Annotated in this window: 16 protein-coding genes; 10 read left to right on the top strand and 6 right to left on the bottom strand. The window is 46.1% G+C overall.

Annotated elements, in window-relative coordinates:
• Positions 1–9: 9 nt before the first annotated feature.
• The 6 genes from AC0L6N_RS09180 (at position 10) to AC0L6N_RS09205 (ending at position 12,877) form a co-directional block, all read left to right on the top strand.
• The gene (locus tag AC0L6N_RS09180) at positions 10–3,480 is read left to right on the top strand and encodes an efflux RND transporter permease subunit (protein WP_473480711.1); all 3,471 of its coding nucleotides are present in this window, start codon (positions 10–12) and stop codon (positions 3,478–3,480) included.
• Entirely contained in the window at positions 3,473–6,595 is a 3,123-nt protein-coding gene (locus tag AC0L6N_RS09185; protein WP_473480714.1) for an efflux RND transporter permease subunit, read from the top strand. Before AC0L6N_RS09180 ends, AC0L6N_RS09185 begins: the two co-directional genes overlap by 8 nt.
• 91 nt (positions 6,596–6,686) lie before the next feature.
• Entirely contained in the window at positions 6,687–7,703 is a 1,017-nt protein-coding gene (locus AC0L6N_RS09190; protein ID WP_473480717.1) for an aldo/keto reductase, read from the top strand.
• A gap of 17 nt (positions 7,704–7,720) precedes the next feature.
• The gene (locus AC0L6N_RS09195; RefSeq protein WP_473480719.1) at positions 7,721–8,317 is read left to right on the top strand and encodes an RNA methyltransferase; all 597 of its coding nucleotides are present in this window, start codon (positions 7,721–7,723) and stop codon (positions 8,315–8,317) included.
• A 255-nt stretch (positions 8,318–8,572) separates the two neighbouring features.
• Positions 8,573–9,796, top strand: a complete 1,224-nt coding sequence (locus AC0L6N_RS09200) for an efflux RND transporter periplasmic adaptor subunit (RefSeq protein ID WP_473480723.1) — start codon at positions 8,573–8,575, stop codon at positions 9,794–9,796.
• A gap of 12 nt (positions 9,797–9,808) precedes the next feature.
• Positions 9,809–12,877: an efflux RND transporter permease subunit gene (locus tag AC0L6N_RS09205; RefSeq protein ID WP_473480726.1), complete on the top strand. Its 3,069-nt coding sequence runs from the start codon at positions 9,809–9,811 to the stop codon at positions 12,875–12,877.
• 103 nt (positions 12,878–12,980) lie between these two features.
• On the opposite strand, the gene AC0L6N_RS09210 is transcribed toward AC0L6N_RS09205, so the two are convergent.
• Positions 12,981–15,161, bottom strand: coding sequence for a molybdopterin-dependent oxidoreductase (locus AC0L6N_RS09210; protein WP_473481301.1), 2,181 nt, complete (start codon positions 15,159–15,161; stop codon positions 12,981–12,983).
• 112 nt (positions 15,162–15,273) lie between these two features.
• Positions 15,274–15,582 carry a DUF1272 domain-containing protein gene (locus tag AC0L6N_RS09215; RefSeq protein ID WP_081429934.1) on the bottom strand — a complete coding sequence of 103 codons (309 nt, stop codon included), beginning with the start codon at positions 15,580–15,582 and terminating at the stop codon, positions 15,274–15,276.
• A gap of 158 nt (positions 15,583–15,740) precedes the next feature.
• On the opposite strand from AC0L6N_RS09215, the gene AC0L6N_RS09220 reads away from it, so the two are divergent.
• The 4 genes from AC0L6N_RS09220 to AC0L6N_RS09235 all read left to right on the top strand — a co-directional run bounded on the left by AC0L6N_RS09220 (position 15,741) and on the right by AC0L6N_RS09235 (position 20,350).
• Positions 15,741–17,039, top strand: a complete 1,299-nt coding sequence (locus AC0L6N_RS09220) for an efflux RND transporter periplasmic adaptor subunit (protein WP_473480729.1) — start codon at positions 15,741–15,743, stop codon at positions 17,037–17,039.
• 60 nt (positions 17,040–17,099) lie between these two features.
• Positions 17,100–17,810 carry an ABC transporter ATP-binding protein gene (locus AC0L6N_RS09225; protein ID WP_473480732.1) on the top strand — a complete coding sequence of 237 codons (711 nt, stop codon included), beginning with the start codon at positions 17,100–17,102 and terminating at the stop codon, positions 17,808–17,810.
• Positions 17,803–19,110 (top strand): ABC transporter permease, encoded by a 1,308-nt coding sequence (locus tag AC0L6N_RS09230; protein WP_473481302.1) that lies wholly within the window; start codon positions 17,803–17,805, stop codon positions 19,108–19,110. Before AC0L6N_RS09225 ends, AC0L6N_RS09230 begins: the two co-directional genes overlap by 8 nt.
• 106 nt (positions 19,111–19,216) lie before the next feature.
• Positions 19,217–20,350 (top strand): ABC transporter permease, encoded by a 1,134-nt coding sequence (locus AC0L6N_RS09235; protein WP_473480735.1) that lies wholly within the window; start codon positions 19,217–19,219, stop codon positions 20,348–20,350.
• Between the two features lie 26 nt (positions 20,351–20,376).
• Here the strand turns inward: AC0L6N_RS09235 and AC0L6N_RS09240 are convergent, their stop codons facing one another.
• Genes AC0L6N_RS09240 through AC0L6N_RS09255 form a run of 4 tightly spaced genes read right to left on the bottom strand, consistent with a single transcriptional unit; the run spans position 20,377 to position 26,883 of the window.
• Positions 20,377–21,285 (bottom strand): DUF7281 domain-containing protein, encoded by a 909-nt coding sequence (locus AC0L6N_RS09240; RefSeq protein ID WP_473480738.1) that lies wholly within the window; start codon positions 21,283–21,285, stop codon positions 20,377–20,379.
• A gap of 5 nt (positions 21,286–21,290) precedes the next feature.
• On the bottom strand, positions 21,291–22,565 hold the full coding sequence (locus AC0L6N_RS09245; RefSeq protein ID WP_473480740.1) for a hypothetical protein: 1,275 nt from the start codon (positions 22,563–22,565) through the stop codon (positions 21,291–21,293).
• Entirely contained in the window at positions 22,562–23,185 is a 624-nt protein-coding gene (locus AC0L6N_RS09250; RefSeq protein WP_006991898.1) for a condensin complex protein MksE, read from the bottom strand. Before AC0L6N_RS09250 ends, AC0L6N_RS09245 begins: the two co-directional genes overlap by 4 nt.
• Positions 23,182–26,883 (bottom strand): ATP-binding protein, encoded by a 3,702-nt coding sequence (locus AC0L6N_RS09255; RefSeq protein ID WP_473480743.1) that lies wholly within the window; start codon positions 26,881–26,883, stop codon positions 23,182–23,184. The genes AC0L6N_RS09250 and AC0L6N_RS09255 overlap by 4 nt, the downstream gene beginning before the upstream one ends.
• Between the last annotated feature and the right edge of the window lie 66 nt (positions 26,884–26,949).

The following is a 26,949-nucleotide window of genomic DNA, read 5'->3' on the forward strand; positions in this document are numbered from 1 at the left end:
ACACCTAGCATGAATATTGTTGATATAGCAGTTAAGCGCCCGGTCGCGGTGTGGATGTTCACCTTTGCCATTGTGTTATTTGGCATGGTGTCGCTGTCACGCTTACCCATTAACCTATTACCTGAATTATCCTACCCTACCCTGACTATTCGTACCGATTATGTGGGGGCAGCACCTGGCGAAATCGAACAGCTTGTCTCTAAGCCTATTGAGGAAACCATTGGCGTTGTTAAAGGCGTGCGTAAGGTCACGTCTTCATCTACCTCTGGGCAGTCCGATGTGCTACTGGAGTTTGAATGGGGCACTGACATGGACATGGCAAGTCTAGAGGTACGCGAAAAGCTCGATACCTTAATTTTACCATTAGACGTTGAAAAGCCAGTGTTGCTGCGTTTTAACCCAAGTTTAGATCCCGTCATGCGACTCGGTTTCGGCATTGGTAGCACCAGTAATAACGGAAAAAACGTTGACGTCACTCAAAGCGCCGCCCTTGATGTAACTAGCATGAAACGACTGCGGGAGTACGCAGAGCAACAAATTAAGCGTAAGTTAGAATCCATAAACGGTGTGGCGTCGATCAAAATAGGCGGCGGCTTAGAAAGCGAAATTCACGTATTGGTTGATCAACAAAAGGCCAGTCAATTAGCCATCCCCATGAGCGACATCATCAAACGCTTAAAAGAAGAAAACGTTAATGCTGCAGGCGGGCGTGTCGACGATGGCTCTCAAGCTTACACCGTACGCACCCTTAATCAGTTCACTAGCATACAAGATATGCAAAATGTGTTTGTTGCTCGACGTGACAACAAAAATATCCGCTTAGGTGATATTGCTGTTATTCAAGATGCTTATAAAGAGCGGGATTCAATTACACGGTTCGACGGGTTAGAAGGAGTCGAAATTGCCATTTACAAAGAGGGGGATGCTAATACAGTACAAGTTGCACAAAATGTAAATGCAGAACTGCGTCAACTAGAAAGCGCATTACCGGCTAACTACAAAATCCAGCTGATTTATGACCAGTCAGTATTCATTGCTAATGCCATCGACGATGTGAAATCTGCAGGCATAATAGGTGGGGTGCTGGCGATGGTGGTGTTGTATTTATTTCTACGTAATGTTTGGCCCACCCTCATCATTTCTCTTTCTATTCCTGTGTCTATCATTGCCACGTTCAACCTTATGTATGGCAACAACATCAGCTTGAACATCATGAGTTTGGGCGGTATTGCGTTGGCCATCGGCCTATTGGTCGATAACGCCATTGTCGTGCTTGAAAACATAGAGCGGCACAAGCAAACACAAAGCGATGTTAAACAGGCGGCAGCACAAGGAACGAAACAGGTATCCATGGCGATCATCGCCTCTACCCTTACCACCATGGCGGTATTCTTTCCTTTGGTATTTGTTAAAGGTATCGCCGGTCAATTGTTTGCCGATCAAGCCCTGACCGTTACCTTTGCGTTAGGAGCCTCTTTGCTTGTTGCCTTAACCGTTATTCCTATGTTGGCGGCACGAGCGCGCTCGAAACCCGCTCATGGCGACACGTCCCTAAGTGTAACGGACAGCGCTAACACGCATCAGCAAACCCCACGCCCGTTAACAAACCCCTTATATGACACCATTAATTCGTCTGGTGCAGGGTTTGATTCTGACATTGACCCTAGCCTTAATAACAGCTCTGTTGGTCAGGCTGGTGTTAAAAGTGGCGGCGAACCAAGTGTCACCAGACGGATCTTCGCCACTCTCGCGCTGCCTTTTGTGTGGTTATCCCGTGGGGTGTTTCATTACCTACCCCTTATTTTATCTACAGCAGTACTCATCGTTTTTAGAGCGTTAGCTAAGCTAATGGGCATTATTTTCAAACCGCTGCTATGGCTATTTGATAAAGGCCTCAACTTCGTGTCTATTTACTATGCACGCTTACTAAAACTTGCACTGCGGGCACCCGCGTTGCTGCTGGTTGGCATAGTGGCAATGGCCGCCAGCTCATTAATGTTTATTCCGCGGCTCGGTATGGAGCTCATCCCGAGTATGTCTCAGGGGGAATTCTACGTTGAAGTCACCTTACCAAGCGGCACATTGCTCAGCCATACCGATAATACCTTATCCGCATTGTCCGCCTTTACCGAGGCGCAGGACGGCGTAAAACGCACTTATTCATTGGCCGGCACTGGCAGTTTAATGAACGCGTCAGCCAGCCAGGGCGGCGAAAACTGGGGTAAATTAAATGTTGTGATGCAAAGCAATGCAACAAGTGAGCAACTAAAAAGTCTACAACAGAAAATGCGAGACTACTTACAAAGACAAGCTGGGGTGCAGGCAGAGTTTGGCCAACCCGAATTGTTTAGCTTTGCAGCTCCGTTATCTATCGATTTAGTTGGCTACAACCTCACTAGCTTGGCTAAATACAGCACAATCTTAGTAGACGCTCTACAACAAGACTCGCGTTTTAGCGATGTCACCAGCTCCCTGCAGCGAGGCACACCAGAGCTTAAAATCACCTTTGATCACGCAAAACTTGCTCAACTAGGCTTAAGTGCACCCCAGGTGTCCACACTGATAAACGCCAAAGTCGGTGGTGAAGTGGCAAGCCAGTTCAATTTAGATGATCGCAAAATTGATATTCTGGTGCGCAGCCTCATCACGCAGCGTGATTCAATTGAGGATATAGGGCGCATTATAGTGAATCCTGGGGCACAGCGAGCCATTGCTTTAAATGCCGTAGCGGACTTGAGCATGTCTATTGGACCAAGTGAAATTACTCGTATCGGGCAAGAACGCGTCGCGGTGATATCTGCCAATCTCGCCTATGGTGATTTAGCCCAAGCTGTTGAGATGGCTAATCAACATATTAAAGACATGAACTTACCGTATTCGCTGCAAGCACGAGTGGCCGGGCAAAGCGAAGAGATGAAAACCAGTTTCGCGTCTTTGAAGTTTGCTCTGGCACTGGCTGTCTTCTTAGTGTATCTGGTCATGGCATCTCAATTTGAGTCGCTGTTGCATCCACTATTGATATTGCTCACTGTGCCGCTGGCATGTGCAGGCTCCATATTCGGCTTGTTTATCACTCAAACGAACATCAGCGTGGTGGTGTTTATTGGTCTTATCATGTTGGCAGGTATTGTGGTGAATAATGCGATTGTGCTTATTGACCGCATTAATCAGTTGAGGACAGAGGGCGTAATAAAGACACAGGCTATTATCGAAGCCGCCCACAATCGACTTCGCCCTATATTGATGACAACCTTAACCACTTCCCTAGGGTTACTGCCGATGGCGCTTGGGCTTGGCGAAGGTGCTGAGATGCGCATTCCTATGGCAGTCACCGTGATATTTGGCTTGCTGTTCGCAACGCTGCTCACCTTGTTCTTTATTCCGTGTTTATATGCCCTGTTTGATCGCAAATCAGATGCATTAATGGCGCAAAATGCGCAACCGACGAGCATGACAAACAAGGCGCTAGGTTATGAATAAGCCCGACATGCAACAAAATCAACAAGAGCAAGCAAAATTCGCCGCTGCAGGCGCCAGCTTAGCGGCCTTTGCTATGCGACGCCCCGTGACAATAGGAATGTTGTTCTTGTCCATGTTGTTATTTGGCATCTTGGCCTCGCAACTATTACCGCTGGAGAAATTCCCCAGTATTGATATCCCTGAAATAGCCATTCGAATTCCTTATGAAAATGCCACACCGGCTGAAATAGAGAAAATGATCACTCGCCCAGTGGAAGAAGTACTGGCCACCATGTCAGGCATCAAGCGCTTACGTTCGAAATCAACCGAAGACGCGGCTGAAATACAGCTACAATTTGCCTGGGACGAAAACCTCAAAGCCAAGGGCATTGAAGCCAGAGAAAAGATAGACGCCATTCGCAATGACTTACCTGCAGATGTAGAGCGAATTTTGGTTTATCAATTCAATACCAGTGATTTACCTATTTTCCAGTTGAGGGTATCCAGTGAGCGTGACTTGTCTGATGCCTATGACTTACTTGAGCGCAACCTTAAAATACCCATTGAACGGGTTGCAGGTGTGTCAAAAGTTGAGTTGTACGGCGTGCTTAAAAAACAGATCGCTATTCGTATAGATACCCAAAAACAAGCCAGTTTGGGTATTACCAATAAGCAACTGCTCAGTGCGCTGCGCCAAGCAAACTTTGCTATGACCGCAGGCTCTTTTTACGACCTAGAACAAAAGATAACCATCAATCCCCAGGGCGAATTTAGCAATATAGAAGACATTAACGCGTTGATCATCAAAAAGGGCGTACTGTTAAGTGACATCGCCCGAATCGGCTATGAAAGCCCTAAGCGCACCGAGGGCAGACATTTAGATAGAACCTACGCCGTTGGCTTTAATATCTATAGGGAGTCAAACAGTAACTTGGTCGCGGTGTCCGATGCAGTCATGAAAGTCATTAACCACGCCGATGAGAGTCCTGCCTTTACAGGCATCACACTTTTCGTGATGGATGATGAAGCTGCCAGTGTGACCGAGTCCCTGGGCGATTTACTCAATGCAGGCTTACTCGGTGCACTGCTATCCGTTATGGTGCTGTATACGTTTCTACGAAACTTAACCACAACATTAATCGTTGTTTTATCTGTGCCCTTTTCTATTTGCATCACGTTAGGGTGTATGTACTTTATGGGGTACACCATCAACATACTGTCCATGATGGGTTTGATGCTTGCGGTGGGCATGTTAGTGGATAACGCCGTGGTAGTCACCGAGAGTATTCAACAAGAACGCAATCATTACCCTAACCCAATTGACGCGACAAAAGCCGGTGTGGGTAAAGTCAGCTTGGCGGTGATTGCAGGGACGACCACCACAGCAATAGTATTTTTACCTAACATAATTGGCGTAAAAGTGAATCTCACCATATTTCTTGAGCATGTGGCCATTGCGATTTGTATTTCATTGTTTGCGTCTTTGCTTATCGCCCAAACCTTGATCCCCCTGCTTACTAGCCGATTATCCAGCGGCCTATCGAGTAAAACCGTGAATGCAACTGCTCAAGCACCTGGCATGGGCAAACTCGCCGAACAATACCAACGCGTCCTTAGCTGGTCTCTAACGCACCGTGGCCTAACGTGTGTTATTGCTCTACTGATACTCGTCAGCACGGCTATTCCTATGCAGTTTGTCACTGGGGATGATGATGACGACAACAACAGTCGGTTATGGCTTAACTATGACATACAAGGCAATTACAGTTTAGCTGAGGTCGAAAAGTCAGTCGACAAAATGGAAGCTTACTTGTACGCCAATCAAGATGCGTTTCAAATTGAGCAGGTCTACACCTATTTTACAGCGGGTGAAGCGACGTCAGCGCTGACCCTAAAAAATGATATGCCAATCTCCAAAGGCGAACTAAAAGAGCGGATCCTCAAAGATATGCCTAAGTTTGCCCGCGCTCGGCCATCCTTTAAGTGGGAAGAAGGTAATGGCGGTGGTCTGCAGCTAACCTTATTAGGTGACTCATCTGCATCCTTAAGTGACGTCGCTGAACGTGTATTACCAGCAATTAAGCGAATTGATGGCCTGACTGACGTGGGAATTGAGGGCAATAATCAGAAATTCGAACTGCAAGTGATTGTCGATCGAAATAAAGCGTATCGTTATGGCTTATCCGCCAGCGATGTGGCCAACACTATTGCCAGTGGTTTACGCGGTACTAACCTTCGTACCTTTAGAGACGCTGAAAGTGGTGAGATTGGGATACGTATGCTGTTCGATGAAGCACTGCAGGAGTCTATTACAGAACTTAAAAACCTCACCATTTCTCGCATTGGTCAGCGGACTATTACGCTAGATATGGTCAGCGAAACCGAAATCGTACCGCGCTTAGCAGAAATCCGCCGTAGTTACCGTCAAACCTCCTTGACCATAGGTGCCAATATGGAAGAGGACGTTACGCTGCAGCAAGCCAAAGAGCGTATCGAAAACGTGATGCAGTACCTCACCCTACCCGATGGCTATAGTTGGACCTTTGATGGCAGTATCGATAGACAAAACCAGAATGAAGCTGTCATGCAAACCAACATGTTATTGGCCATTTGCATGATTTACGTCGTGATGGCTGCACTGTTTGAATCATTACTGTTACCCACCGCAGTCATCACCTCATTATTATTCTCACTGACCGGTGTATTTTGGGCGTTGTTTGTCACAGGCACCGCTATGTCAGTCATGAGCATGATAGGCATGCTGATATTGATGGGAATTGTGGTGAATAACGGCATTGTGCTGGTCGACCGGATAAATCAGTTGATTGGTCAGGGTATAGCAATCAATGCCGCTGTCATTGAAGCATGTTTAACCCGGGTGAGACCTATTTTGATGACAGTCGCGACCACTATTGTTGGCTTAGTGCCATTAGCACTGGGTAACACCTCTATTGGCGGTGATGGCCCGGCCTATTCCCCTATGGCGATAGCGATTATTGGTGGTTTAACCTTTTCTACCGCGACTAGCTTGGTGCTGGTTCCTCTGGCGTATGTATTACTGCTGCGCATGCGAGCGAAAACCGCACACTTAATAGAGACCTCGAAACAATGGGCGAATAAAGTCGTTGAGATTTAGCGTGCCGTTGAAGCCTTTGAATTGTCATACATAAATTGAGAATTCAAAGGCTTTGGTTTAGGCTATCGAAAATTTTGCCAGTCGAGTTGCTATGATCACCCATCAGCCAAACCCTACCTATTTACCAAGCGAAGCCCGCTACCAAAATATGCCCTACAAACGTTGTGGTAAAAGCGGTATTCAACTACCCCGTTTATCCTTAGGTTTATGGCAAAATTTTGGCGAAGTCGATACATACAGCAATGCTCAAGCGATGGTGCACAAAGCGTTTGACTTGGGGATCAATCATTTTGATTTAGCCAACAATTATGGCCCTCCCTACGGCTCTGCTGAATCAACCTTTGGCAAGATAATGACAAAGAGCTTAGCGCCCTATCGCGACGAGTTACTGATATCCAGTAAAGCCGGTTACGACATGTGGCCAGGCCCGTTTGGCATTGGTGGCTCACGCAAGTATTTGCTTGCCAGCTGTGACCAAAGCTTAAAGCGCACAGGACTTGAATACTTTGACGTGTTTTATTCCCATCGCTTTGACCCGGACACGCCGCTGGAAGAAACGATGCAAGCCTTAGATTATATCGTGCGCTCGGGACGTGCTTTGTATGTGGGCATTTCAAATTACAGCGCCGAGCAAACTCTACAGGCTATCGCTATTCTTAATGATTTAGGCACGCCATTGTTGGTGCATCAGCCCCGCTATAATATGTTTGACCGTTGGATTGAAGAGGGTTTGACAGATGTGCTTGCGGACAACGGCGTTGGCTCAGTGGTGTTTTCCCCATTAGCCCAGGGCTTCCTAACCAATAAGTATCTTAGGGGTATCCCTGAAGGTTCACGCGCTGCACGCACTGAGCAAATCCATCTGAGCGCTGACCATATCACTCAAGACAAAATAGCAAAGGTGCAAAAGCTCAACGAAGTAGCCATTGAGCGCAATCAGAGTTTAGCGCAGCTTGCATTGGCTTGGGTACTTCAACCCCAGGCTGTGACCTCTGCAATTATCGGCGCTAGCCGAGTGGAACAAATTGAAGACTGCGTAGCCGCTTTGAACAACCTACAATTTAGCCCAGAACAACTTGCCAACATTAATCAGATATTGGCGGGTTAATGGGAATATCGACAGAAATGCAAAATAATATTGATACTGATAGCAAAAACCAAGACACCGATGATGGTCAAACTGCAGACGGCAGCGAAATTAAAATGGACAGCGTCACCCTGTGCATCATTAATCCTAAAAGCCCACAAAACATGGGCAGTATTCTGCGTGCAGCCGGATGTTATGGCGCTGATACCATCTACTACACAGGGGAACGTTATGCGCGCGCTCGAGCGTTCAATACCGATACTAAAAATGTCGGTTTAAACATTCCAGTTGAACAGGTCACCACACCTGAGCCAGCGCCCGGCATAGCCATGGTGGCTGTCGAATTAGTAGAGGGCGCTACGCCCTTACCTCACTTTAGTCACCCTAAACATGCATACTATGTATTTGGTCCAGAAGATGGCTCTATTGAACAAAGCATTTTAGATAGATGCCAACATGTGGTGTATGTACCGACTAAAGGCTGCATGAACTTAGCAGCGACGGTGAACGTATTGCTTTATGACCGTCTCGCCAAATCGAACAACACCCAATACGGTGACCAAGTGATTGTTGCGAGTCGAGACACCAATAATAGGACCAGTGTGCTAAATAAAGCACAATCACAGGATCAGTAAGCGCCGACAAATAGCGCATTTTATGTGCACAACAGTGGTGATGGTTTACGCACAGCGGGTGTCGGACACCGCGAGTCGCACACCGCGTTTTCCGCTCTTCTGTACACATCAAGCTGGCGATTACGTGGAGTTATACATAGTGAAGGCATATTAGACAGATATTTATTTTAAAGGCCCGCGTAGGTTACGCGTAACATAAAGTAGTGTATTTAAGAATAAGTTAACCGTAATAATTTCATTTTCTAGGATGAACACGTGAACAAAACTACATATTTATTTAGCAGCCTAGTACTGAGCATACTCTTTGTGCTCACCGCTTGTTCTGAACAATCAGAGGTTAAGCACGAAGTCATTCGGCCCATTGCTTGGGCAAAAGTAAAAACGCATGACTTGACCCAAGTGCGCAGATTAGCCGGTGCCACTGCCGCAATTGAAAAAGCGTCACTGAGCTTTTTGGTTGGCGGTAAAGTCGATGGTGTATCGGTTAATCTAGGCCAGAAAATCACTAAGGGTCAAGTGCTAGCCACACTCGACCAACGCAGTTTTAATCTTAACTATCAATCCGCTCAAGCGAAATATGCCCAAGCTAGCTCCGCATTGAACGAAGCTGAAAATGAGTATCAGCGCTATAAAGAACTTGTTGAACAAGGGTTGGTATCAAAGTCTGGTTTTGACAACGCAGAAGCAGCGTATAAATCAGCCCTAAGTAACGTTGAAGTCGCTAAAAGTCAGCTTGAACTAGCCACCAAAGACCGACAAGACAGTACCCTTCAAGCACCCTACGATGGCGTTATTACTAAACGTATGATCGAGCCATCACAGCAAATTTCTCCGGGACAAAGCGTATTTGAAGTTGAAGGTCACGGTGGTCTTGAAGTTCATGTGTCAGTACCTGAGAGTTTAATTCAACAATTATCCAACGGCATGATTGTTCCTGTGCGTTTCCCTGCTGCGCCAAATGTTGAACTAACGGGTGTTATCACCGAAGTGGGTACTCGAGCTGAAACCGCAAATGCATTCCCTATCACTATGGTCTTAAACGGCAGTTCACCGCAACTGCGCGCTGGAATGACGGCTGAAGTAGACATCACTTATATCAATGAGACATATGAAAACGCCTTGTCCCAAGTAGGAGATGGTCAAAGCACTGAGGGCCAATCTGCCGATGACCAGAGTGCTAAAGGCAAGAACCTTGGCGGTCAGATGAATGGCGCAAATGTAGCGGCGAAAGAAACCATGATCATTCCTGTGTCTGCGTTAGGTGCGGGCTTGAATCAAACTAAGTACGTATTTGTTTATGACGACGCTACGCAAACCGTGTCAAAACGAGACGTAGTGGCCAGCAACATTTTGGGTAATGAGGTCTTTATCGCAAAGGGCCTCAAAGCGCAGGAAATTATCGCTATCGCGGGCGTGTCCTTTCTGCGAGATGGTCAGAAAGTGACCTTGCTCGATGCCAATGTAAAACGCTTCAACTAACGGCTGAGCACTATGAATCTTACGGAATTTTCTTTTAAACATCAGAAATTGGTACTGATGATCGTTGCTATTTTACTCATCAATGGCGTCATCTCCTACTTCACCCTGCCTGCACGTGAAGATCCAAGCATCACTATTCGTGAAGCAATTGTGAGTACTGCCTACCCTGGTATGTCGCCTGATCGTGTCGAGCTATTGATCACCAAAACACTAGAGGAAGAAATCCGCAAAATACCCGAAGTGGAAAAACTACGCTCGTCTTCCTCTACCGGTTTATCCGTTATTCACGTAGAAATATACGACCGTTACTTCAACTTAGATGCAATATGGCAAGACGTGCGCAACAAGGTGGCGCAAGCACAAGCCTCACTTCCAGAAGGAACCAGCGCTCCTTATGTGAATGATGAGTTTGGCGATGTATCAGTACTGACATTGGCACTCACCGCAGATGGTTTTGACTTAAGCAAGATGTTCGACATTTCAAAGCACACCCGGGATACCTTGTATGCGGTAAAAGGTACGAAAAAAATTGAATTACTAGGGGTACAAGATGAGCGCATTTATTTAGAAACCTCTAACGCGAAACTCTCTCAGCTAGGCATTTCTCCCAATGCATTAATGAGCGCACTTCAAACCCAGAATATCATTAGTTCGGGCGGACAAATCGACACAGGCTTATTGTCTTTTATCATTGAGCCTACGGGCAACTTTAGCAGTCTAGAAGACTTAGCCGAAACGTACATAACCATTCCAGGGACCCAAGAGTCAATTGCGCTTAGCGATATTGCCACACTTAATCGAGGCTATGTTGACCCGCCAGATGACTTAGCCTACTTCAATGGCGAGCAAGCTATTGTCTTCGCCATTTCTATGTTGCCTGAATACAATATATTGGAGTATGCCCCTCGCCTCAAAGCCGCCATTGAACAACTTGAAAGTTCCCTGCCTGTTGGGTATCAGCTGCATATCGCCACGTACCAAGCCGAGCAAGTGGAAAAAACCGTTCAAGGTGTGTCTATGAACGTATTACAAACGCTCATTATCGTGTTGATTGTGGTGGTGCTCTTCTTAGGCATGCGCACTGGTCTAATCGTTGGCACGATAGTGCCATTTGTCATGCTCTCGACTTTAACTATTATGCAAGTTTTTGACATTCGTTTAGAGCGCATGAGTCTGGCCACGCTCATCATCGCCTTAGGTTTGCTGGTGGATAATGGCATCGTTATCGCTGAGGATTTTAAGCGACGTTTAGAAGATGGCGAAGAGCGTTTCAAGGCCATGACCCAAGGCGGTAAAGAACTTGCCGTACCTTTACTCAGTTCATCCGCCACGACTATTTTGTTCTTCTTACCCCTGATGCTCGCTGAGCACGTTGCCGGAGAGTACACGCGTTCGGTATCCTTGGTTATCTTGATCACTTTATTGACCAGCTGGGTGCTGGCGCTATGCGTTACACCACTGTTGTGTTATCACTTTATCAAAGTGGATGAGCCCCAGGGTGGCGCTGATGCACTGGCTTCAAAGAAAGTTACAGGGCGTTACGAATCGTTCTTGCACGTGATCCTGCGCTATAAATTGCTCTTTATGGGCACGCTGTTCGCACTATTAATCGCGTCGGTATTCGCCATGAAAATGATACCAAAACAGTTTTTTCCTGAATCTGATCGCAACCAATTGATCGTTAACATCGATTTACCCAGCGGCACATCTGAGCGGCAAACTAACACCCAAATGCGCAATATTATGGATTGGCTTGATAATGATTCAGGTTATGACTTTATTGAAAGCCATTCTGCTTATGTTGGTTTCAGTGGGCCACGCTTTGTATTGTCTCTGAGTCCTGAGGATCCCGCCGAGAATAAAGCCTTTATGGTGCTCAATATCAAACCAGAGAACGACATCGCCGCGTTAGCTATTAAGCTTGATGAAGATCTCGAAAAGCATTTCGTCAACATCTCTGTGCGGGCTAAAAAGATGTTCTTGGGCCCGTCTGACTCAAAAACGATTAAAATCCAAGTTAAGGGCCCAGACAAAGACGTCATTTATCAAAAAGCTCAGGAGGTCATGGACCTGCTCTATGATGTGCCAGATACCCGGGACATCCGCAATGACTGGGAAAGTATGATCGCTAAGATTGAAGTGCGGGTTGACCAGCAACGTGCCCGCCGCGCATCAGTTACTTCACAAGACATCGCCAATTCTTTGCAAGCGTATTTCTCTGGTGCATCGGTCACAGAGTTTCGAGAAGAAGATGACATTATCCCTATCATGTTCAGGGCCAGTGACGCCGAGAGGCACAACCTAGACCGTTTACGCTCATTGAATGTGTTCTCTCAAGCCACGGGCAAGGCTATCCCGCTGTTTCAGGTAGCTGAGTTTTCACCGGTAAACCAATACTCGATTATTCAGCGCGAAGACATGTTTACCACTGTCAGTGTTGAGGCCAGAAATAGCCGTATGGCTGCAGAAGATTTAAAAGCAATAATCGATGCAGATATTCAAAAATTAGCCGCTGAGCTGCCGCTAAATCATCACATCGAATACGACGGTGTGATTGTGCAATCACAAGAAGCGCAACAGGCGCTTAGCGCAAGCATGCCAATGGTATTAGGCTTGATTCTGATTTTGTTAGTGGCGCAATTTAACTCATTTAGGCGTGCAGGCATTATTGTATTAACCATGCCTCTGTCCTTTATCGGAGCGGTACTGGGCTTAAGCGTTATGTTTGCACCGTTTGGTTTTATGGTGACCTTGGGCTTGTACAGCTTAGCGGGGATTATCATCAATAACGCAATTGTGTTGATTGATAGAATTGATATTGAGCGACGTGACGGTGCATCTGATTACGATGCCATAGTGAACGCCTGTATTACTCGGGTCCGGCCTATTGCGATGACCACCATTACTACCGTGGCGGGCCTACTGCCATTGATACTCAGCCACGACCCACTTTTTTATGGCATGGCGTGTGTGATTGCTTTTGGTCTCGCTGTGGGCACGGTGCTGACGTTAGGCGCGGTACCTGTGTTGTACGCTGGATTTTTCAGGGTCTCCCGTGAAGAGTCGGCCAGCGCCGATTAAACAGGTCCCTCATAGGTATAAAAGTAAGAGGAATGCTTAATTTGAACAAAAAAACCGGCTCACGTACCAGAATAACGTGAGCCGGTCTTTTTATATCTAGCAATTATTCTGGTGGGCTTTCAAGCGCAGCAATGGTCACTGGCACGCCGTTAAGCACTGCATTGCCAGACAATTCATCGAGGCACATTTCATCGGTCAAATCGTTGACACTCACCCCACTGTTTTGCTCAGCTAACGACCAGCTACTACCCGCTTTATTGTGACCCCAGCCATGAGGGATAGAAATCACGCCAGGCATGATCTTTTCAGTTAGCTCAGCGGCAATTTCCACTTGGCCTACCCTAGATGTAACAGTAATAAACTGCCCATCTTTAATACTAAACCGTGCTGCATCATCTGGATGTATTTGCGCACTGCAACGGGGGTTTTGGCCTTTTTGATTGCTCTTCACGCCTTTCATCATTCTTGGGCTGTTATGTAGCCAAGAGTTATTTGATTTCAAGTGACGGCGACCAATCAAATCTAACGTAGCTGCTGAACGAGCGTTCAAGGGAGACAAATCACTGAAAAAATGGTGCTCAACTCTAGGCAAATCAGCCATGAAGTAATCAAATGCCATGCTGATTTTTTTGTCTGTGTGATAAATAGCCCCGGGTAACTCAGGTTGTAAAGGGCCTAAGTCGATGCCGTGAGGCTGATCGCGCAAGGTTTGAATACTAATATCGTGCTCGCCATTGGCGTAACGACCGGATTTGAGCATGTCGTCCACCACCCCAGTAGGCTCTTTATCCCACAATTTGGCATAATGCTCAGTGGCTTTACCATTTAGCTGATCGATGCGCTCTGCTAGGCCAAGGTATATTTGCCAATCTGTTTTGGTATCCGCTGGTTGGCTAAATAATGCAGGTGAAAATTTCGCACTGTTACGCACCGCGAAATTATGAAATACCACGTCGTAATGATCCCGCTCTAGAGCGGTGACGGGTGGCAAAATAATATCCGCGTGGCGACTGGTTTCGGTAATGTAGAAATCTACCGCCACCACAAACTCTAGTTGCTCAAAGGCCTTATCTAGCTGTTTGCCATTTGATGTGGTGAGTACCGGGTTGCCCCCACCTATCACCATGGCTTTAATTTGCCCATCCCCTGGGGTGGTGATTTCTTCTGACAATGCAGCGACAGGATACTCACCCGCAAAGGCTGGCAACTTACGTACACGCGAGCTGTACTTACCCATGGTGCCACGCCCAGAGTGGGGTAAGGTATCTGCCGCAGGTTGGGTGAACATCATGCCGCCTCGGCGGTTGAAGTTACCAGAAAGCATGTTGAACAACATAATAAGGTACTGGGTCAATGTGCCAAAGACTTGCACACTCGCGCCCATTCTGCCGTAACAAAAAGCCGACTTTGCTGCGCAAAACTCGCTCACCATTGTCTCTATTTCTTCGCTGCTTATCCCTACTCTCTTTGCCACTCGCTCTGGTGAGTACGGTTTTACATATGCTTCAACTTGCAGTAAATCCGGAGCGTGCTCTAGTAGCTCTCCTGCATCCACTAAGCCTTTTGCAAATAACGTATGCAACATGGCTAACATCAGCAATACATCACTACCTGGTTTAATAAAGTGATGGTCGCAGCTTATATCTGCTGTTTCTGATTTTTTAGGATCGATCACCACCACCTTGCCGCCACGTTTTTGGATCGCTTTCAAGCGACGTTTAATGTGCGGCACTGTCATGATACTGCCGTTTGAAGCTAGAGGATTACCACCTATGATCATGAAATAATCGGTGTGATCAATGTCACCAATTGGAATTTGCAGCTGATGCCCAAACATCTGTCGACTCACAATATGATGAGGCAATTGATCAACAGAGGTCGCGGAATAGCGATTATGGGTGTTCAAGGCGCGATAGAAATACGGACCAAATAAGATGCTGCCCATATTGTGGGCATTTGGGTTACCTAAGTAGACCCCAACTGCATCTTTACCGTGCTTATGTTGAATGCCATGTAATTTTTCGGCGACCGTATCTAGTGCTTCTTCCCAGCCAATAGGTTCAAAGCCTGAGGCTGTTTTACGCATAGGTTGGCGTAAACGTTGTGGATCGTCGTATAAATCTTTAAGGGCAGCCGCTTTAGGGCATACGTGACCTTCGCTAAAGGGGTTCTTTTTGTCCCCAGCAATGGAGATAATTTCACGTTCCACTGTGGTCACTTCAATGCCACACATGGCTTCGCATAGGGTACAGGTTGAAAAGTGTTTTTGCGGCTGTGCTTGCATCACAACGTTATCCTTTAATTTACGTAAACAGAACGTTATAGATTTAACATCTTATACACAAGCATCATCGAAATTTATTAAACAGTCCTTCAGGCCTTGCTGTATGAGGTTCTCATCTAAACTCGGGGCCGAGTCCTTTGAGCATACTTAACAGTAATTTGTGTTTCTTCAGATCAACAGGTTTATGAATTATCTCGCTACTCGCGGGGTATTGCTCTAAACAATTATGATTAACGAAGTTACGGCTAGGGCGGATCGGCCGATGGGTTAAACCGCCTGCACAATTAGGGCATACATTTGACAATATCTGTTCAACACACACTGCACAAAAGGTGCATTCGAATGAACAAATCATGGCATCTTTGGCATCAGGTGGTAATGCTTTGTTGCAGTGCTCGCACGTAGGACGTAGGGCTAACATAATGTTTATTCTCATCCTTTTTTCAAAATGTAAGTAATTGTTATCAAGTTGTATAGACACTCAGGCGCAATTAATTTACCCTTGTGAAACAAGACGTTAAAAGGCTTGGGTCAAGGTGTAAATGTACTCGTCTATGGCGAATGTCTCAAGGAACATAATTGAATATAACCGATACAAGTGCACAGGATACCGTGCTCGAAAAACCTTCTTCTAAGAAAAGCCTATGGGTTGTCGTCGCTGTTCTTTTTCTGTGCGCAGCGCTTATTTATGTATTTTGGAGTACGGTACGTAACTGGTCGTCTGCGGATACCAGTCTGTCGATGCAAAATGTGCGGGTAGCCACAGTGACCGTAAAAGACTTTGTACGAGATTTATCCGTCCAAGGTCGTGTTGTGGCCGCCGTTAGCCCTCGCCTTTATAGCCCAGCGCAAGGCACGATCACCTTTGAAGTTGATGCCGGGGACAAAGTAAAGAAAGGCCAATTATTGGCAACGATTGAAAGTCCAGAATTAACTAATCAGCTCAAGCAAGAAGAATCTAGCTTACAACGTAATAAGCTGGAATTAGACAGACAACGGATCCAAGGCAAAAAACTCGCCCTTGAGAAACAAAAAGCCGCGGATTTGGCTAAGGTTGCCACCGTAGCAGCAGAGCGTGAAAAGCGCCGCGCCGATAATGCCTATGCCACCCATGCCATAAGTCAAATTGATTTTGAAAAAGCCCAAGACGATTTAAAAAATGCGCAGTTGGTGCTCAAGCATGCATTGCAAGACGCCAGCTTAGATCAAGAAAGCCTCGACTTTGAGTTAAAAACCCAGCAGTTATTGGTACAACGCCAAGCGTTACAGGTATCAGAAACTAAGCGCCAAGTTGATCAGCTTCAAGTGCGCTCTCCTGTGGATGGCATCGTTGGCAACCTTGCGGTGCAACAGAAAAATCAGGTTAGTAAGAATCAACCGATTTTAAGTGTGGTGGATTTATCCGAATTTGAATTAGACGTTGATATCCCCGAAAGTTACGCAGACGACTTAGCGATCGGTATGGATGCACAAGTCAGTTTAAACTCTCAACAATACGCCGCTGTTTTAGTGACTATTTCCCCCGAAATTGAGAATAACCAAGTGGCCGGGCGTGTGCGTTTCGCCAAAGAAAACCATCAAGGCGAAGCCCTAAAGCAACCAGAAGGCCTAAGGCAGAATCAGCGACTGAGCACAAGAATACTCATGGAAAACAAGTCATCTGTGTTAACCCTACCCCGTGGTCAATTTTTACAAAGTGACAATGGTCGCTTTGCCTATGTCATTAAAGACAATATGGCATTACGCCAGCCTATTACGATAGGTGCGCGCAGCTTAAGTGAAGTGGAAATACTGGCAGGTTTGACCGAGGGTGACCAGGTTATTATCTCTTCAACCGACGCCCTTGATGGAGCTGAATCAGTGCTGTTAGCACGCTAGGTTCGACAGTGCGTTAACACCACTGTCTCTATGCTATAAACAACAACAACAAGGTGAAGTATGTTAGCAATGAATAATATTGGTAAGGTCTTTACTACTGATGTAGTGCAAACCCATGCACTCAAAGATTTTACTTTACAGGTCAACGAAGGGGATTTTCTGGCCGTAACCGGTACTTCAGGCTCAGGTAAAACCACGTTCTTAAACGTGGCAGGTTTGCTAGAAACGTTCGATAGCGGCGAATACACTCTTGATGGGCAAGATATTCAGGGCTTGACCGACCGCCAGCGCAGTCAATTACGCAATGAAAAGATAGGCTTTATTTTTCAAAGCTTTAATCTAATTCCCGATTTAAATTTATTTGATAATGTAGACGTGCCTCTGCGCTACCGTGGCTTTAATACTGCCCAGCGTAAGGAGCGAATATTGAATAGCTTAGAGCGAGTTGGCTTAGGCAAGCGTTTAAAACATTTCCCTGCTCAGTTATCAGGTGGTCAGCAACAGCGAGTCGCTATCGCACGGGCGCTAGCAGGCTCACCACGATTTTTACTGGCCGATGAGCCAACAGGTAACCTAGACAGTGAGATGGCAAAAAGTGTGATGGCGTTGCTACAAGAAATCAACCAAAGTGGCACGACTATCATCATGGTCACTCACGACCAAAGTTTAGCCCAGCAGGCTCAGCGACAAATAGTGGTGCGCGATGGCCGTGTGTGTGACTCAAGTACATCAAGCACTTCGCTCCAAGCAGACAGCGTACAACGTGTTTAGCTATTACTGCCGCTTGGCAATAAACAGTATTTTTCGCTCTAAAGTACATAGCGCGTTAACCATGCTAACCATTGCCTTGGGGATCGCAGCTTGCACCATTACATTAACCCTTGTTACTAGTATGTCAGCAAACCCAATAGCCCATAAAAGTGCGCAATTATTTCGCGTTCAACTGGATAACTGGGATCCGAATCAAGCCGCTGTGGCGCCCAACCTTCCCCCCGAACTTGTGACCTGGACAGATGCCAATAATATCGTACAGGCAAAATACGCTAAGCGGCAAAGCGCCAGTGCCATTACTTGGGGTATGGTGAACCCTGCACAGCAAGGTTTAACACCTTTTTTGGCGGTGATGCGCGTGACCAGTAAAGACTTTTTCCCTATGTTCGATGTGCCGTTTATTTACGGTGCGGGGTGGGATGAAAGTGCCGAGCACAATAATGATTACGTGGTTGTACTGAGTAAAGAGACTAACCAACGGGTGTTTGATGGCGCTAACTCCGTGGGGCAAACCTTGACCATGCTTGGTGCCACCTTTACGGTTGTTGGCGTTTTAGACGACTGGCATCTTTCACCGAAATTTTACGATATGTCTTACGGTGCATTTAGCGACTCTGAAGAGATGTATCTCCCGCTGGGTTTAAAAGCGGAATTCGAATTGCCCCACGGCGGCATAACCAGTTGTTGGAAGGCAGTGGAAAGTGAGCGCTACGATGCATTTTTGAATTCGGAATGCGTCAATTTTCAACTTTGGGTGGAGCTTGATGATCCTAAAGAGCTGTCTAAATTCAGTCTCTTTTTGACAAACTACGTCGAACAACAAAAGTCTCTGGGCCGCTTTCCGCGCCCGATTAACAATCGCTTGTTAAACGTAGAGCAGTGGCTTGATTACAAACAAGTGGTTAAACAAGATGTGCAAGTCATGTTTTGGCTGTCATTAATGTTTTTGCTGGTTTGCCTAATCAATGCTGCAAGTTTACTCAGTGCAAAGCTACATGCCAAGCACAGTGAAATAGGCCTGCGCCGAGCCCTTGGCGCTAATTTTGGCCAAATTGTTATGCAGTATTCACTAGAAATTATATTAATAGGTTTTTGTGGCGGCGTATTGGGTATCTTTTTAGCAGTAGTTGGCTTGCAAGGTGTTGCTGCACTTTATGCCGGATACGGCCATTTAGTTCACTTGAATATCACCATCGCCAGCGGTGTGATTGCATTAGCAGTGTTAGGCACTATCGTAGCCGGCCTTGTGCCCGTGTACACAGCGTGCAGGCCGATGCCCGCCATGCAAATCAAGCAATAAGCAGATCATGTAGATGAACGTATTTCTTAATGTAGGTCCAATCTTTCGCGCCTTAACCCGGCAGCGTTTCAGCGCTATATTAGTTGTCTTTCAAATAGCGATTACCATGGCTATCATCACTAATGGTTTAGCAATAACTTGGGATCGTTTCAGTCATATTGAACGCCATACTGGTATTGATGAACAGCACACCTTCTTTTTGACCAGCTCTGGTTTTACGCGAGACTTTAACCCTAGAGCGACAATTGAAAATGACTTGAGGCTTATTCGCGCCACTGATGGTGTGATTGACGCAGTGCAGACCAATTCGTTTCCTCTGTCTGATAGCGGTAACTGGTATGAATTACAAACCAGCACCGATAAAGACGCTGCGCTCATCCCTGCAGCTAGTTACAAGTTTGATGAGCATGGTATTAACACCTTTGCTTTAACACTAGTGGCCGGCGAAAATTTCAATGAGCAAGATACCCTATGGCTTAACGAGGCGGACAGTAAATGGCCAAGTCACGTATTGATCAGTAAAGCCACAGCGACGGCATTATTCGGTGAGTCAGATTGGCAAAGTGCGGTAGGCGAAACAATATATGTCAATCAAAGCACGCCTATTGTGGTCAAAGGCATAGTCGAACAACTGCATGCGCCTTGGGTTGAATGGCAGCACGTTGAAAATAGCATTATCTCCCCTGCCCGAGTGACCCATAACTCAGCACGCTATGTGATCCGTACCCATGCCAATAGACTAGATGATCTAATGCAAAGTCTGTCAGCAACACTCGCTAAAGAAAACACTCAGCGCGTCATACGTAAAATAAAGAGTATTCAACAAGCTAAAAACGAAATTTATGCCGCAGACATTGCGACTGTGAGCATTCTATTAGTCGTGATTGTTGTATTAGCGTTTGTGACCGCCATGGGCGTAGCAGGCTTGGCCAGTTTTAATATTGATAAGCGTCGCCAGCAAATTGGTATACGCAGAGCCCTGGGGGCTAGTAAACGACAAATTTTGCAGCATTTTATGCTTGAGAATGCATTGCTTTGCGCTATTGGCGCTGCTCTTGGCGTTGTACTCACCTTGGTGTTAAACATCTTTCTTGTTTCACAGTACGCACTTACCCCCTTGCCTATTTTCTATTTACCGCTAGGCATATTTATCATCTTTGTGATCAGTCAATTAGCGGTGATTAGACCCGCAGTGCGCGCAATGAGCGTATCACCCGCCATGGCGACCAGAAGTATATAATTTATTGGCTGATCAATGGATATTACTCAACACGGATAAAGCACCAATGCCGTTTGATACATCATTTGCTGGCGCAGGCCTGCACGCTGCTGCTGCATAACCGACAACAAATGTTGCCATTGTTGTGGGCAGTGCAGCGATAAATTTGCTAGAAATTTGAGTTGTACATCTGGGTAATGTTGTTTAACTAAATGTGATGTTAGCCAATCCACTTTTGGCAATAAAAGATGGGAATATTGGCCCGATACCGCAATGCGTATGCCTGCTAAATCAAAATCGCCAAAATAAATCCTTGGGCAACGGGGACGCGCGTGTTGCCATTGTTCGAGTAACGCCTTAGTACTGCTGCTGTGTTCACTGTCACCACGGTAAATAACCAAAAGCTTAGTTAGTTCTTGCGTCACCTGCCCTTGAAAGCGATGCCAATCATTAAAACTATCGCGGTTTTCGATGACCAGAAGGTTGTCGAAATCCGCTAAATTCACCCTAGCTAAATCCAGTTCTACATTAACCTGCTCACACGGGTAAAACTGCTGATTAAACGCGTTGAGTGTTTGCATGTCATTTGATAACAAAGGCGCTTGATGAGAAAGCGCACACAGCACTAACGATTGCGTGGGTTTTATTCGCCCTTGCTTTTCATCAGTGCTTTTTAAGGCTGCACTTTGATGTGTATCCTCGCTAAAATCAGCAAAAATATCCTCACCCACACTCAGCAAATAATTGTCGCGTATGGCCTCAATGCCATGACGAGTAAAACGGAAGTGCTTTTGCTTATTTAACCATTGCCCAGGCTGAATAAATTCTTGCTCGCACCAGGCCATAATATGGCTGACTGTGGCTATTTTGCTGGTGCGGGTCTGCTCATCATGCAATAAAGCAAAGTACTGTTCTTTGAGCAGCAGCTTGGCCTTAGGCATCAATGAGTCAGTCATAAATGCTAGCTCGCGGCCTGAAAATCACCGAAGAAACGCATGCCTAATTTAACATCTTGGATAATGTGCAGGTGGTTAAACGGACTCTTGCGCGCGCTGTCTTTTTCCAGCATGAAGCTTTGCTTATTTTGTTGCGGTAGGCCTTCGTATTCAGCCACAATCTGAAACAGCCACATTTCAGGCTCCCACGGCAGCTCATTCTCGGCGAGGTAATCGACCCCGCTGATCGCCGCGCTGCTCTCAATGACTTGCAAGAAGAAATCTTCAACATCTTTGGCCAACTGCTTTTGCTCTGTGGCCACCAAATCTTGTACTGACGTGGCAAAGCCTTGAGTTTGCTTTTCTGAATGCGACTCAGGCACTAAATCTCGTGGGGTAGCTCGTGCAATTTCAGCCAGTGCATAACTGTCTTGTGGCCTATCAAGGGCAACAAATGCTTGCGCAATGATACCGTGCGCTTGATTGATCACAGCGGGTACTTGACTGCGGTTTGGGTAATCCCCCACTTTGAAATTTGGGTGTTGACGTAAAAACGCACTCATTCGATTGACCAACAAAGCGCGCTCTTGTTGATGACGGAAACGCGCCATTAACAACACCAAACGTTTTTGTACTTCCAGCAAAGAGCCCGAATGCTCGGATATACGCGCTTGTAGCTGACTCACGAGGAGTTTTCGTAGGCCGCCGTCACTGCCAGCAAGTTGAATTAAATCATCAAAGCTAATGATTTTGAATCCATCGAGAATACGTCTTAATTGACGCTGTGCTAGTTCAATTTCAAGAATTTTATCATCTAGACTGCTGACAAAACCAAACTCGGTATTAAGCCTATGCCAGAGGCTTTCAATGGCATCGCCAAACTGCCCAGTCATGTCATGTACCCGCTCAGTCAGCAGTTGCATATGATGCTCACTTGCTGCGTAGTCGCCTTTTTGCCTAGCTGCTTGCAACGACTGCACTCGGGTATGAATTAAGTCTAAATGTTCGCCCACATCAGAGTTGATCTGGCGTTTGCGCTCATCTTGGGTTAACCCAGCGATGAGCTCATTAACATTAGGGCGTAAACTCAGGGGTTGCTGCTCATCTGGGCGCCATAAAATACGCCCATTGATTAACTTTTCAAGCGCCTGTTGGCTAAAGCTGCTTTCATCCACATGGCCTTGCAAATAACCTTGCATAAGGGCATCTGCATGTTTGCCAATCAGCTCTAGGCGCTCTTTGCCCAGTTGAAATAACGGATTGCTCTGGGCATTACTTTTGCCTTCGTTGATGTTGCTCAAAACATGGCCTCTTGCTCAGGGGCATCTTCGTCAATGGGCACATTTTCTTCGTCTTTTATAAAGCGCACTAATTCGATGAGTTGCTCGACTTTACCGGTCACAATATAAAACAAGCGGTCTTTATGGGGCTGATAGATGTAGCCCAATTCTTTGATGCGCTTAAACACTTGCTTGATCTGCATATCAGCTTTGTCACTGGTGGACTTAAAAAGCTTGTCGTTAGATAACTGCCCTAACCGCTGAATAAGGGATTGGTTATCTACCACTTTTGATTCAAAGTCTTGCAATTTGATGGTGTCACCTGCACTTAGAGCACCATCGCGTCCCATGGCTTCTTGCACCAATTGCATCCATTCGAGCATGGGTAACAATGATTGCACCGTCGCATTAAATTGCTGACTGAGTTGCTGCCGCGCTTGTTGATTAAGATCGCAATAGGCCAAAAAGTACACGGCGCCGTCTTCACTTTTTGCCACGCGGCGATTGAGAGGGCGCAAAAAATGATTCAGATCTTCAACCAGTTGTTCGTTTTGCAGTTTATGAAAACTGTGCTCGTCAGTCACCGCACAAATAAACTCGCCTTCTAGTAAACGCTCGAGTAATGGGCCATTTTCTATCATGCTGTCACCTGTGGTTTTTCGTTATCTGCTGTGTGGTTAGCATTACTGCTAGATAGGCTATTTTGTTGCAAGCGTGCAGCAATACGACTGAGCTTAGGCTCTATCTTCTCAAGGCGTTGGCGCTGCTTATCGATTAAGTATCTGTGTTTAAACAACATCAATACATCAGACTCAGGGTTAGGAAACGCCCCTAAAATATTGATGTGATTGGTATCACAGGCAGCGAACAGCTTTTCAACATTGTGATAGGCAAGCGTACCAATTTCATCGATAGGCCAATGGATATCAATATTCGCTTGGTTTCTTAGCAAGCGCGTAAAGGCCAGTAAGAACTTACACAAAATCAAATACGCCATACCATGACTGGATGACTCCAGTAATTGCCTGTCATTTTTAATCACTAAATCTGAGCCGCCTTCATTTAGGTGCAGCTCTAATCGCAGCAAAGACTCAATGCTGTAATTGGCATCGTTTGGCAGCACTTCAACCACATCGGCTAAAGTATCTAAGTAGGTTTCACTGGGCAAAAAGGCATCGGATTTATTCCAGTTATCATACTGCTCGGCAAAGCGTTTAAGAGGAGTCCAGAAATTCAGTTCATCCACGGTGGAGATAATCTTTACCTCTGAGCGGGCGATCCCATCTAGGGTCAAATCATCTGATACTTCGTCGGTGAGGCGTTTACTCTGCAGTGAGATCTTACGGTTAATATCGCTAAACACAGTAAAGAATTTATTTAAATCCCCGCCTATGGTTTCACCCTGCTCAACGATTTGTCGCTGACGAGAGGCTAAAATACTCAACAAACGCTGCAAAATAGGTAGGCGGTCACGCACGTTGGCATCTTCATCAAGCACGCTAAACGCTTGTAGCATGGTATCTAAAAAGTCTTTGCCGGCATCTTTGCCGAGATTCGCTTCAAACTCTGACAAAGCCTCTTTAAGTTTTTTCTCACCGCGGCTGCGACTCTCAAGCGCCTCGGTACAGCGACTAATACGCTCGGCTTGATCGCCTAAATTAATATCGCTTTCATCATTCGCTTTAAATGAAAAGGCAATATTGGCTAATTGGCGCACCATAGGTTCAATTTCGGTGATCAATGCACTGCAGGCCGATAAGCGTTTTTCAATCGCTGACAAGGCTTGGCTTAACTCAGTGCGTTTGTTTTGGTATTGACGTTGCAGCGTACTTTGTTGCTGAGTCAGTTGCTGTGCAGATGCTTTAAGCTCGGCTTCTTGCTCAAGTAACATTGGGCGTTGTTTCAGCCAATCTGACTGCATAAATGCTTTATATTCGTTTAGCTCTTCCCGGCGACTGGTCACCGTTTGAATTAAGCTTTTTAGGCTTTCGGTTTTCTGTTTGAGTGCCTTGAGGGTATTTGGGTCGATATCTTTGTTAGCAAGCTCTTGGTTAAATGCCTCTTCAAGCTGTTTAATTTGCTCACGATTTTGCTGACGTTTTTGCTCAACTTGCTTTTCTAATTCATCTATTTGCTCATCAAGCACAGCCACTTCATCCTGCCAACCAGATTTAAATTCAAGCAGCTGCTCGTCGTAATCGGATTTAAGCAAGGCAATGGCGTCAGCTTTTTGCTCAAGTATTTGCTTTTTCTCTTGCAGTAACGTGTCTAGGGCCGCTTGTGCTTGTTGACGACGTTTTTGTAGCGCTATTTTGAGCTCGTCTGAGTAACGCTGCTTAGCGCTTTGGGCGTAACTGACTTCTTGTTCAGCTTGTTCAAAGGCACGATTGCGCTCTGCGACTACTTCGCGCTGCATTTCAGCTTCTTGATGTGATTGATCAAGCTCTGCTTCAGCGCTTTTTTGTTCTTTTTCGGCTGCTAATAAGTGTTTTGTTGCTTGCTCAAGCGCCAGGCGCAATGCGGTTTCATCTTGGGCATAAGCGGGGGCATCAATCACTGAGGTATCTAATTGCACTCCCAATAAATGTTGTTCGTCTGAGGTCTCTACTAACTTTGGGGAAAGATCTTTTCGCTCAAGCAAAGGCTCAACAATCAATTTCCCTATGGATTGCTCCCAACCGGGTTTATTGTCTCGTAAAAATTGACGCAGGCTGTCTTGCTCAGGGGAAAGCTGCTTATGCAATTGTTGTAGATGATCTTTACTTTGGCGAGTAGCAAGACGGGCTCTGTGTAGCGTTTTGTCTGCTTCATCACGTTTGTGCTGGTACTGCTGATGCAAAGCTTCAGCTTGTTTTTTAGCACCAGAGCTTTGTTGCCATGCTCGCTGGGCGAGCTCTAAACGCTTATCGGCCAGCGCACCATTTTCCATTTCTTCATCTGTGGCAGAAGCGTGCTTCGCTTGGTGCTCTTGGCGCACAATACTGCGCTCAACGTCCATCAGCTGTTGTTCAAACTCTGACCCTTGCTGCTCTTTACGCTGCTCGAATTGGCTGCGCAGAGCGCTTTCTTTTTCATGATGGGTTTGACGAACAGTTTCTTTTTGCTGCCTGATGACCTTCACGCTTGCTTGATTCTTACGAGATAGACGCTCCAATGACTCAGATAATTTAAATTTCTGCTGCTCAAGTTGGCTTTGCAGATCTTTGTGTTGCTCTATGAGTAAGTTGTATTGCTCTAACGTTTGCTCGTATTCTTCCCGCGTTAGGGGTAATGCATCCATGTCTTTTTGCAGCTGTTCTATATCTGAGTCTTGGTACTTTTCGTACTGCTGCTGCAGGTGATCTAAACGAGAGGATTTGGCGGTTAATTGCTCGTTGGTTTCACTGAGCCGGCTGTTCAGTTCGCCTTCTGCTTGCTCGAAGATATCTTTTTCAGCGCGTTGCTGGGTTTTATAGCTGTTCTTCTGTTCCTGCCCATCGGCTTTTTCTGTGGTTAGGTGCTGTAAGTCTTGTTCTAGTAACGGCTTTAGTAATAACAATTGCTGTTCAATGACATTGAGCTGCTCTGTTTGCTCCTGAATTTTTTCGTAATCACCCTGCATGCTTTGCAAACGCATGGTTTGGCGCATTTGGGTGATCCACTCACGGGCTTTGGTGTTTTTTACTGTCGTGGTGGGTTGTACTAAACCATCTTCTTCGAAAATGGCAGCCAGCATAGTACGCAGAGTATCCATCTTGCCTTCTTTAGCATGTACCGCACTGACTAGCTTTTCCATGTGGCGTATACGATGCGCACTAGACACCAAGCTGTATCGGCTTGCCAGTTGTCTTAACTTGGTGTTTTCACGCCCTGTTCCACCCACACTGGCATCGTTTTGAATAATGCCGCGAAATTCACTGGTGGCTTGAATTTTATGAGAGAAGTCTATTTGTAGTTGCCTGAGCTGCTTGATCCATTGATCTGGCAGCATCGCTTGTGCTTCGCCGTTTTCCATTTCAACAAGAATCTGCTCGCTGTTATAAGGCGCATCAATAAGACGATACTGCACCCCATCACTGCCTTTGCGCGTTAACACCACCTGACATTCTTGACCGTCTTCGCGCTGATATTCGTAAATTAAATAGCTATTGGCGTGGGGCAAATAGAATTCATCGAATTTTTTACGGGTCTTGGGCACCACTTTACTGGGCAGCTCGCCATAAAAAACGGGGATCAGGCGTTGCAAAGTGGTTTTACCCGATGCATTGGTGCCACAGATGTTACTGTGACCAGATACGTCAAGTTCAACAAAACCAGGAAGGTGACAATTAATTAGAATGATGCGGTGTAACCCAGGCATAGACGTCCTTTACTCAGGGGTAGAAAACATAAGCCAAACACATTGGCTAACTTCGTAACCCTAAAT

This window comes from Paraglaciecola sp. G1-13 (assembly GCF_055809255.1).

Excerpts from the sequence above, each read along its gene's own strand:
- AC0L6N_RS09180 (WP_473480711.1), top strand. The coding sequence starts at position 10 with ATGAATATTGTTGATATAGCAGTTAAGCGCCCGGTCGCGGTGTGGATG.
- AC0L6N_RS09185 (WP_473480714.1), top strand. The coding sequence starts at position 3,473 with ATGAATAAGCCCGACATGCAACAAAATCAACAAGAGCAAGCAAAATTC.
- AC0L6N_RS09190 (WP_473480717.1), top strand. The coding sequence starts at position 6,687 with ATGATCACCCATCAGCCAAACCCTACCTATTTACCAAGCGAAGCCCGC.
- AC0L6N_RS09195 (WP_473480719.1), top strand. The coding sequence starts at position 7,721 with ATGCAAAATAATATTGATACTGATAGCAAAAACCAAGACACCGATGAT.
- AC0L6N_RS09205 (WP_473480726.1), top strand. The coding sequence starts at position 9,809 with ATGAATCTTACGGAATTTTCTTTTAAACATCAGAAATTGGTACTGATG.
- AC0L6N_RS09210 (WP_473481301.1), bottom strand. The coding sequence starts at position 15,161 with ATGCAAGCACAGCCGCAAAAACACTTTTCAACCTGTACCCTATGCGAA.
- AC0L6N_RS09215 (WP_081429934.1), bottom strand. The coding sequence starts at position 15,582 with ATGTTAGCCCTACGTCCTACGTGCGAGCACTGCAACAAAGCATTACCA.
- AC0L6N_RS09225 (WP_473480732.1), top strand. The coding sequence starts at position 17,100 with ATGTTAGCAATGAATAATATTGGTAAGGTCTTTACTACTGATGTAGTG.
- AC0L6N_RS09235 (WP_473480735.1), top strand. The coding sequence starts at position 19,217 with ATGGCTATCATCACTAATGGTTTAGCAATAACTTGGGATCGTTTCAGT.
- AC0L6N_RS09240 (WP_473480738.1), bottom strand. The coding sequence starts at position 21,285 with ATGACTGACTCATTGATGCCTAAGGCCAAGCTGCTGCTCAAAGAACAG.
- AC0L6N_RS09250 (WP_006991898.1), bottom strand. The coding sequence starts at position 23,185 with ATGATAGAAAATGGCCCATTACTCGAGCGTTTACTAGAAGGCGAGTTT.
- AC0L6N_RS09255 (WP_473480743.1), bottom strand. The coding sequence starts at position 26,883 with ATGCCTGGGTTACACCGCATCATTCTAATTAATTGTCACCTTCCTGGT.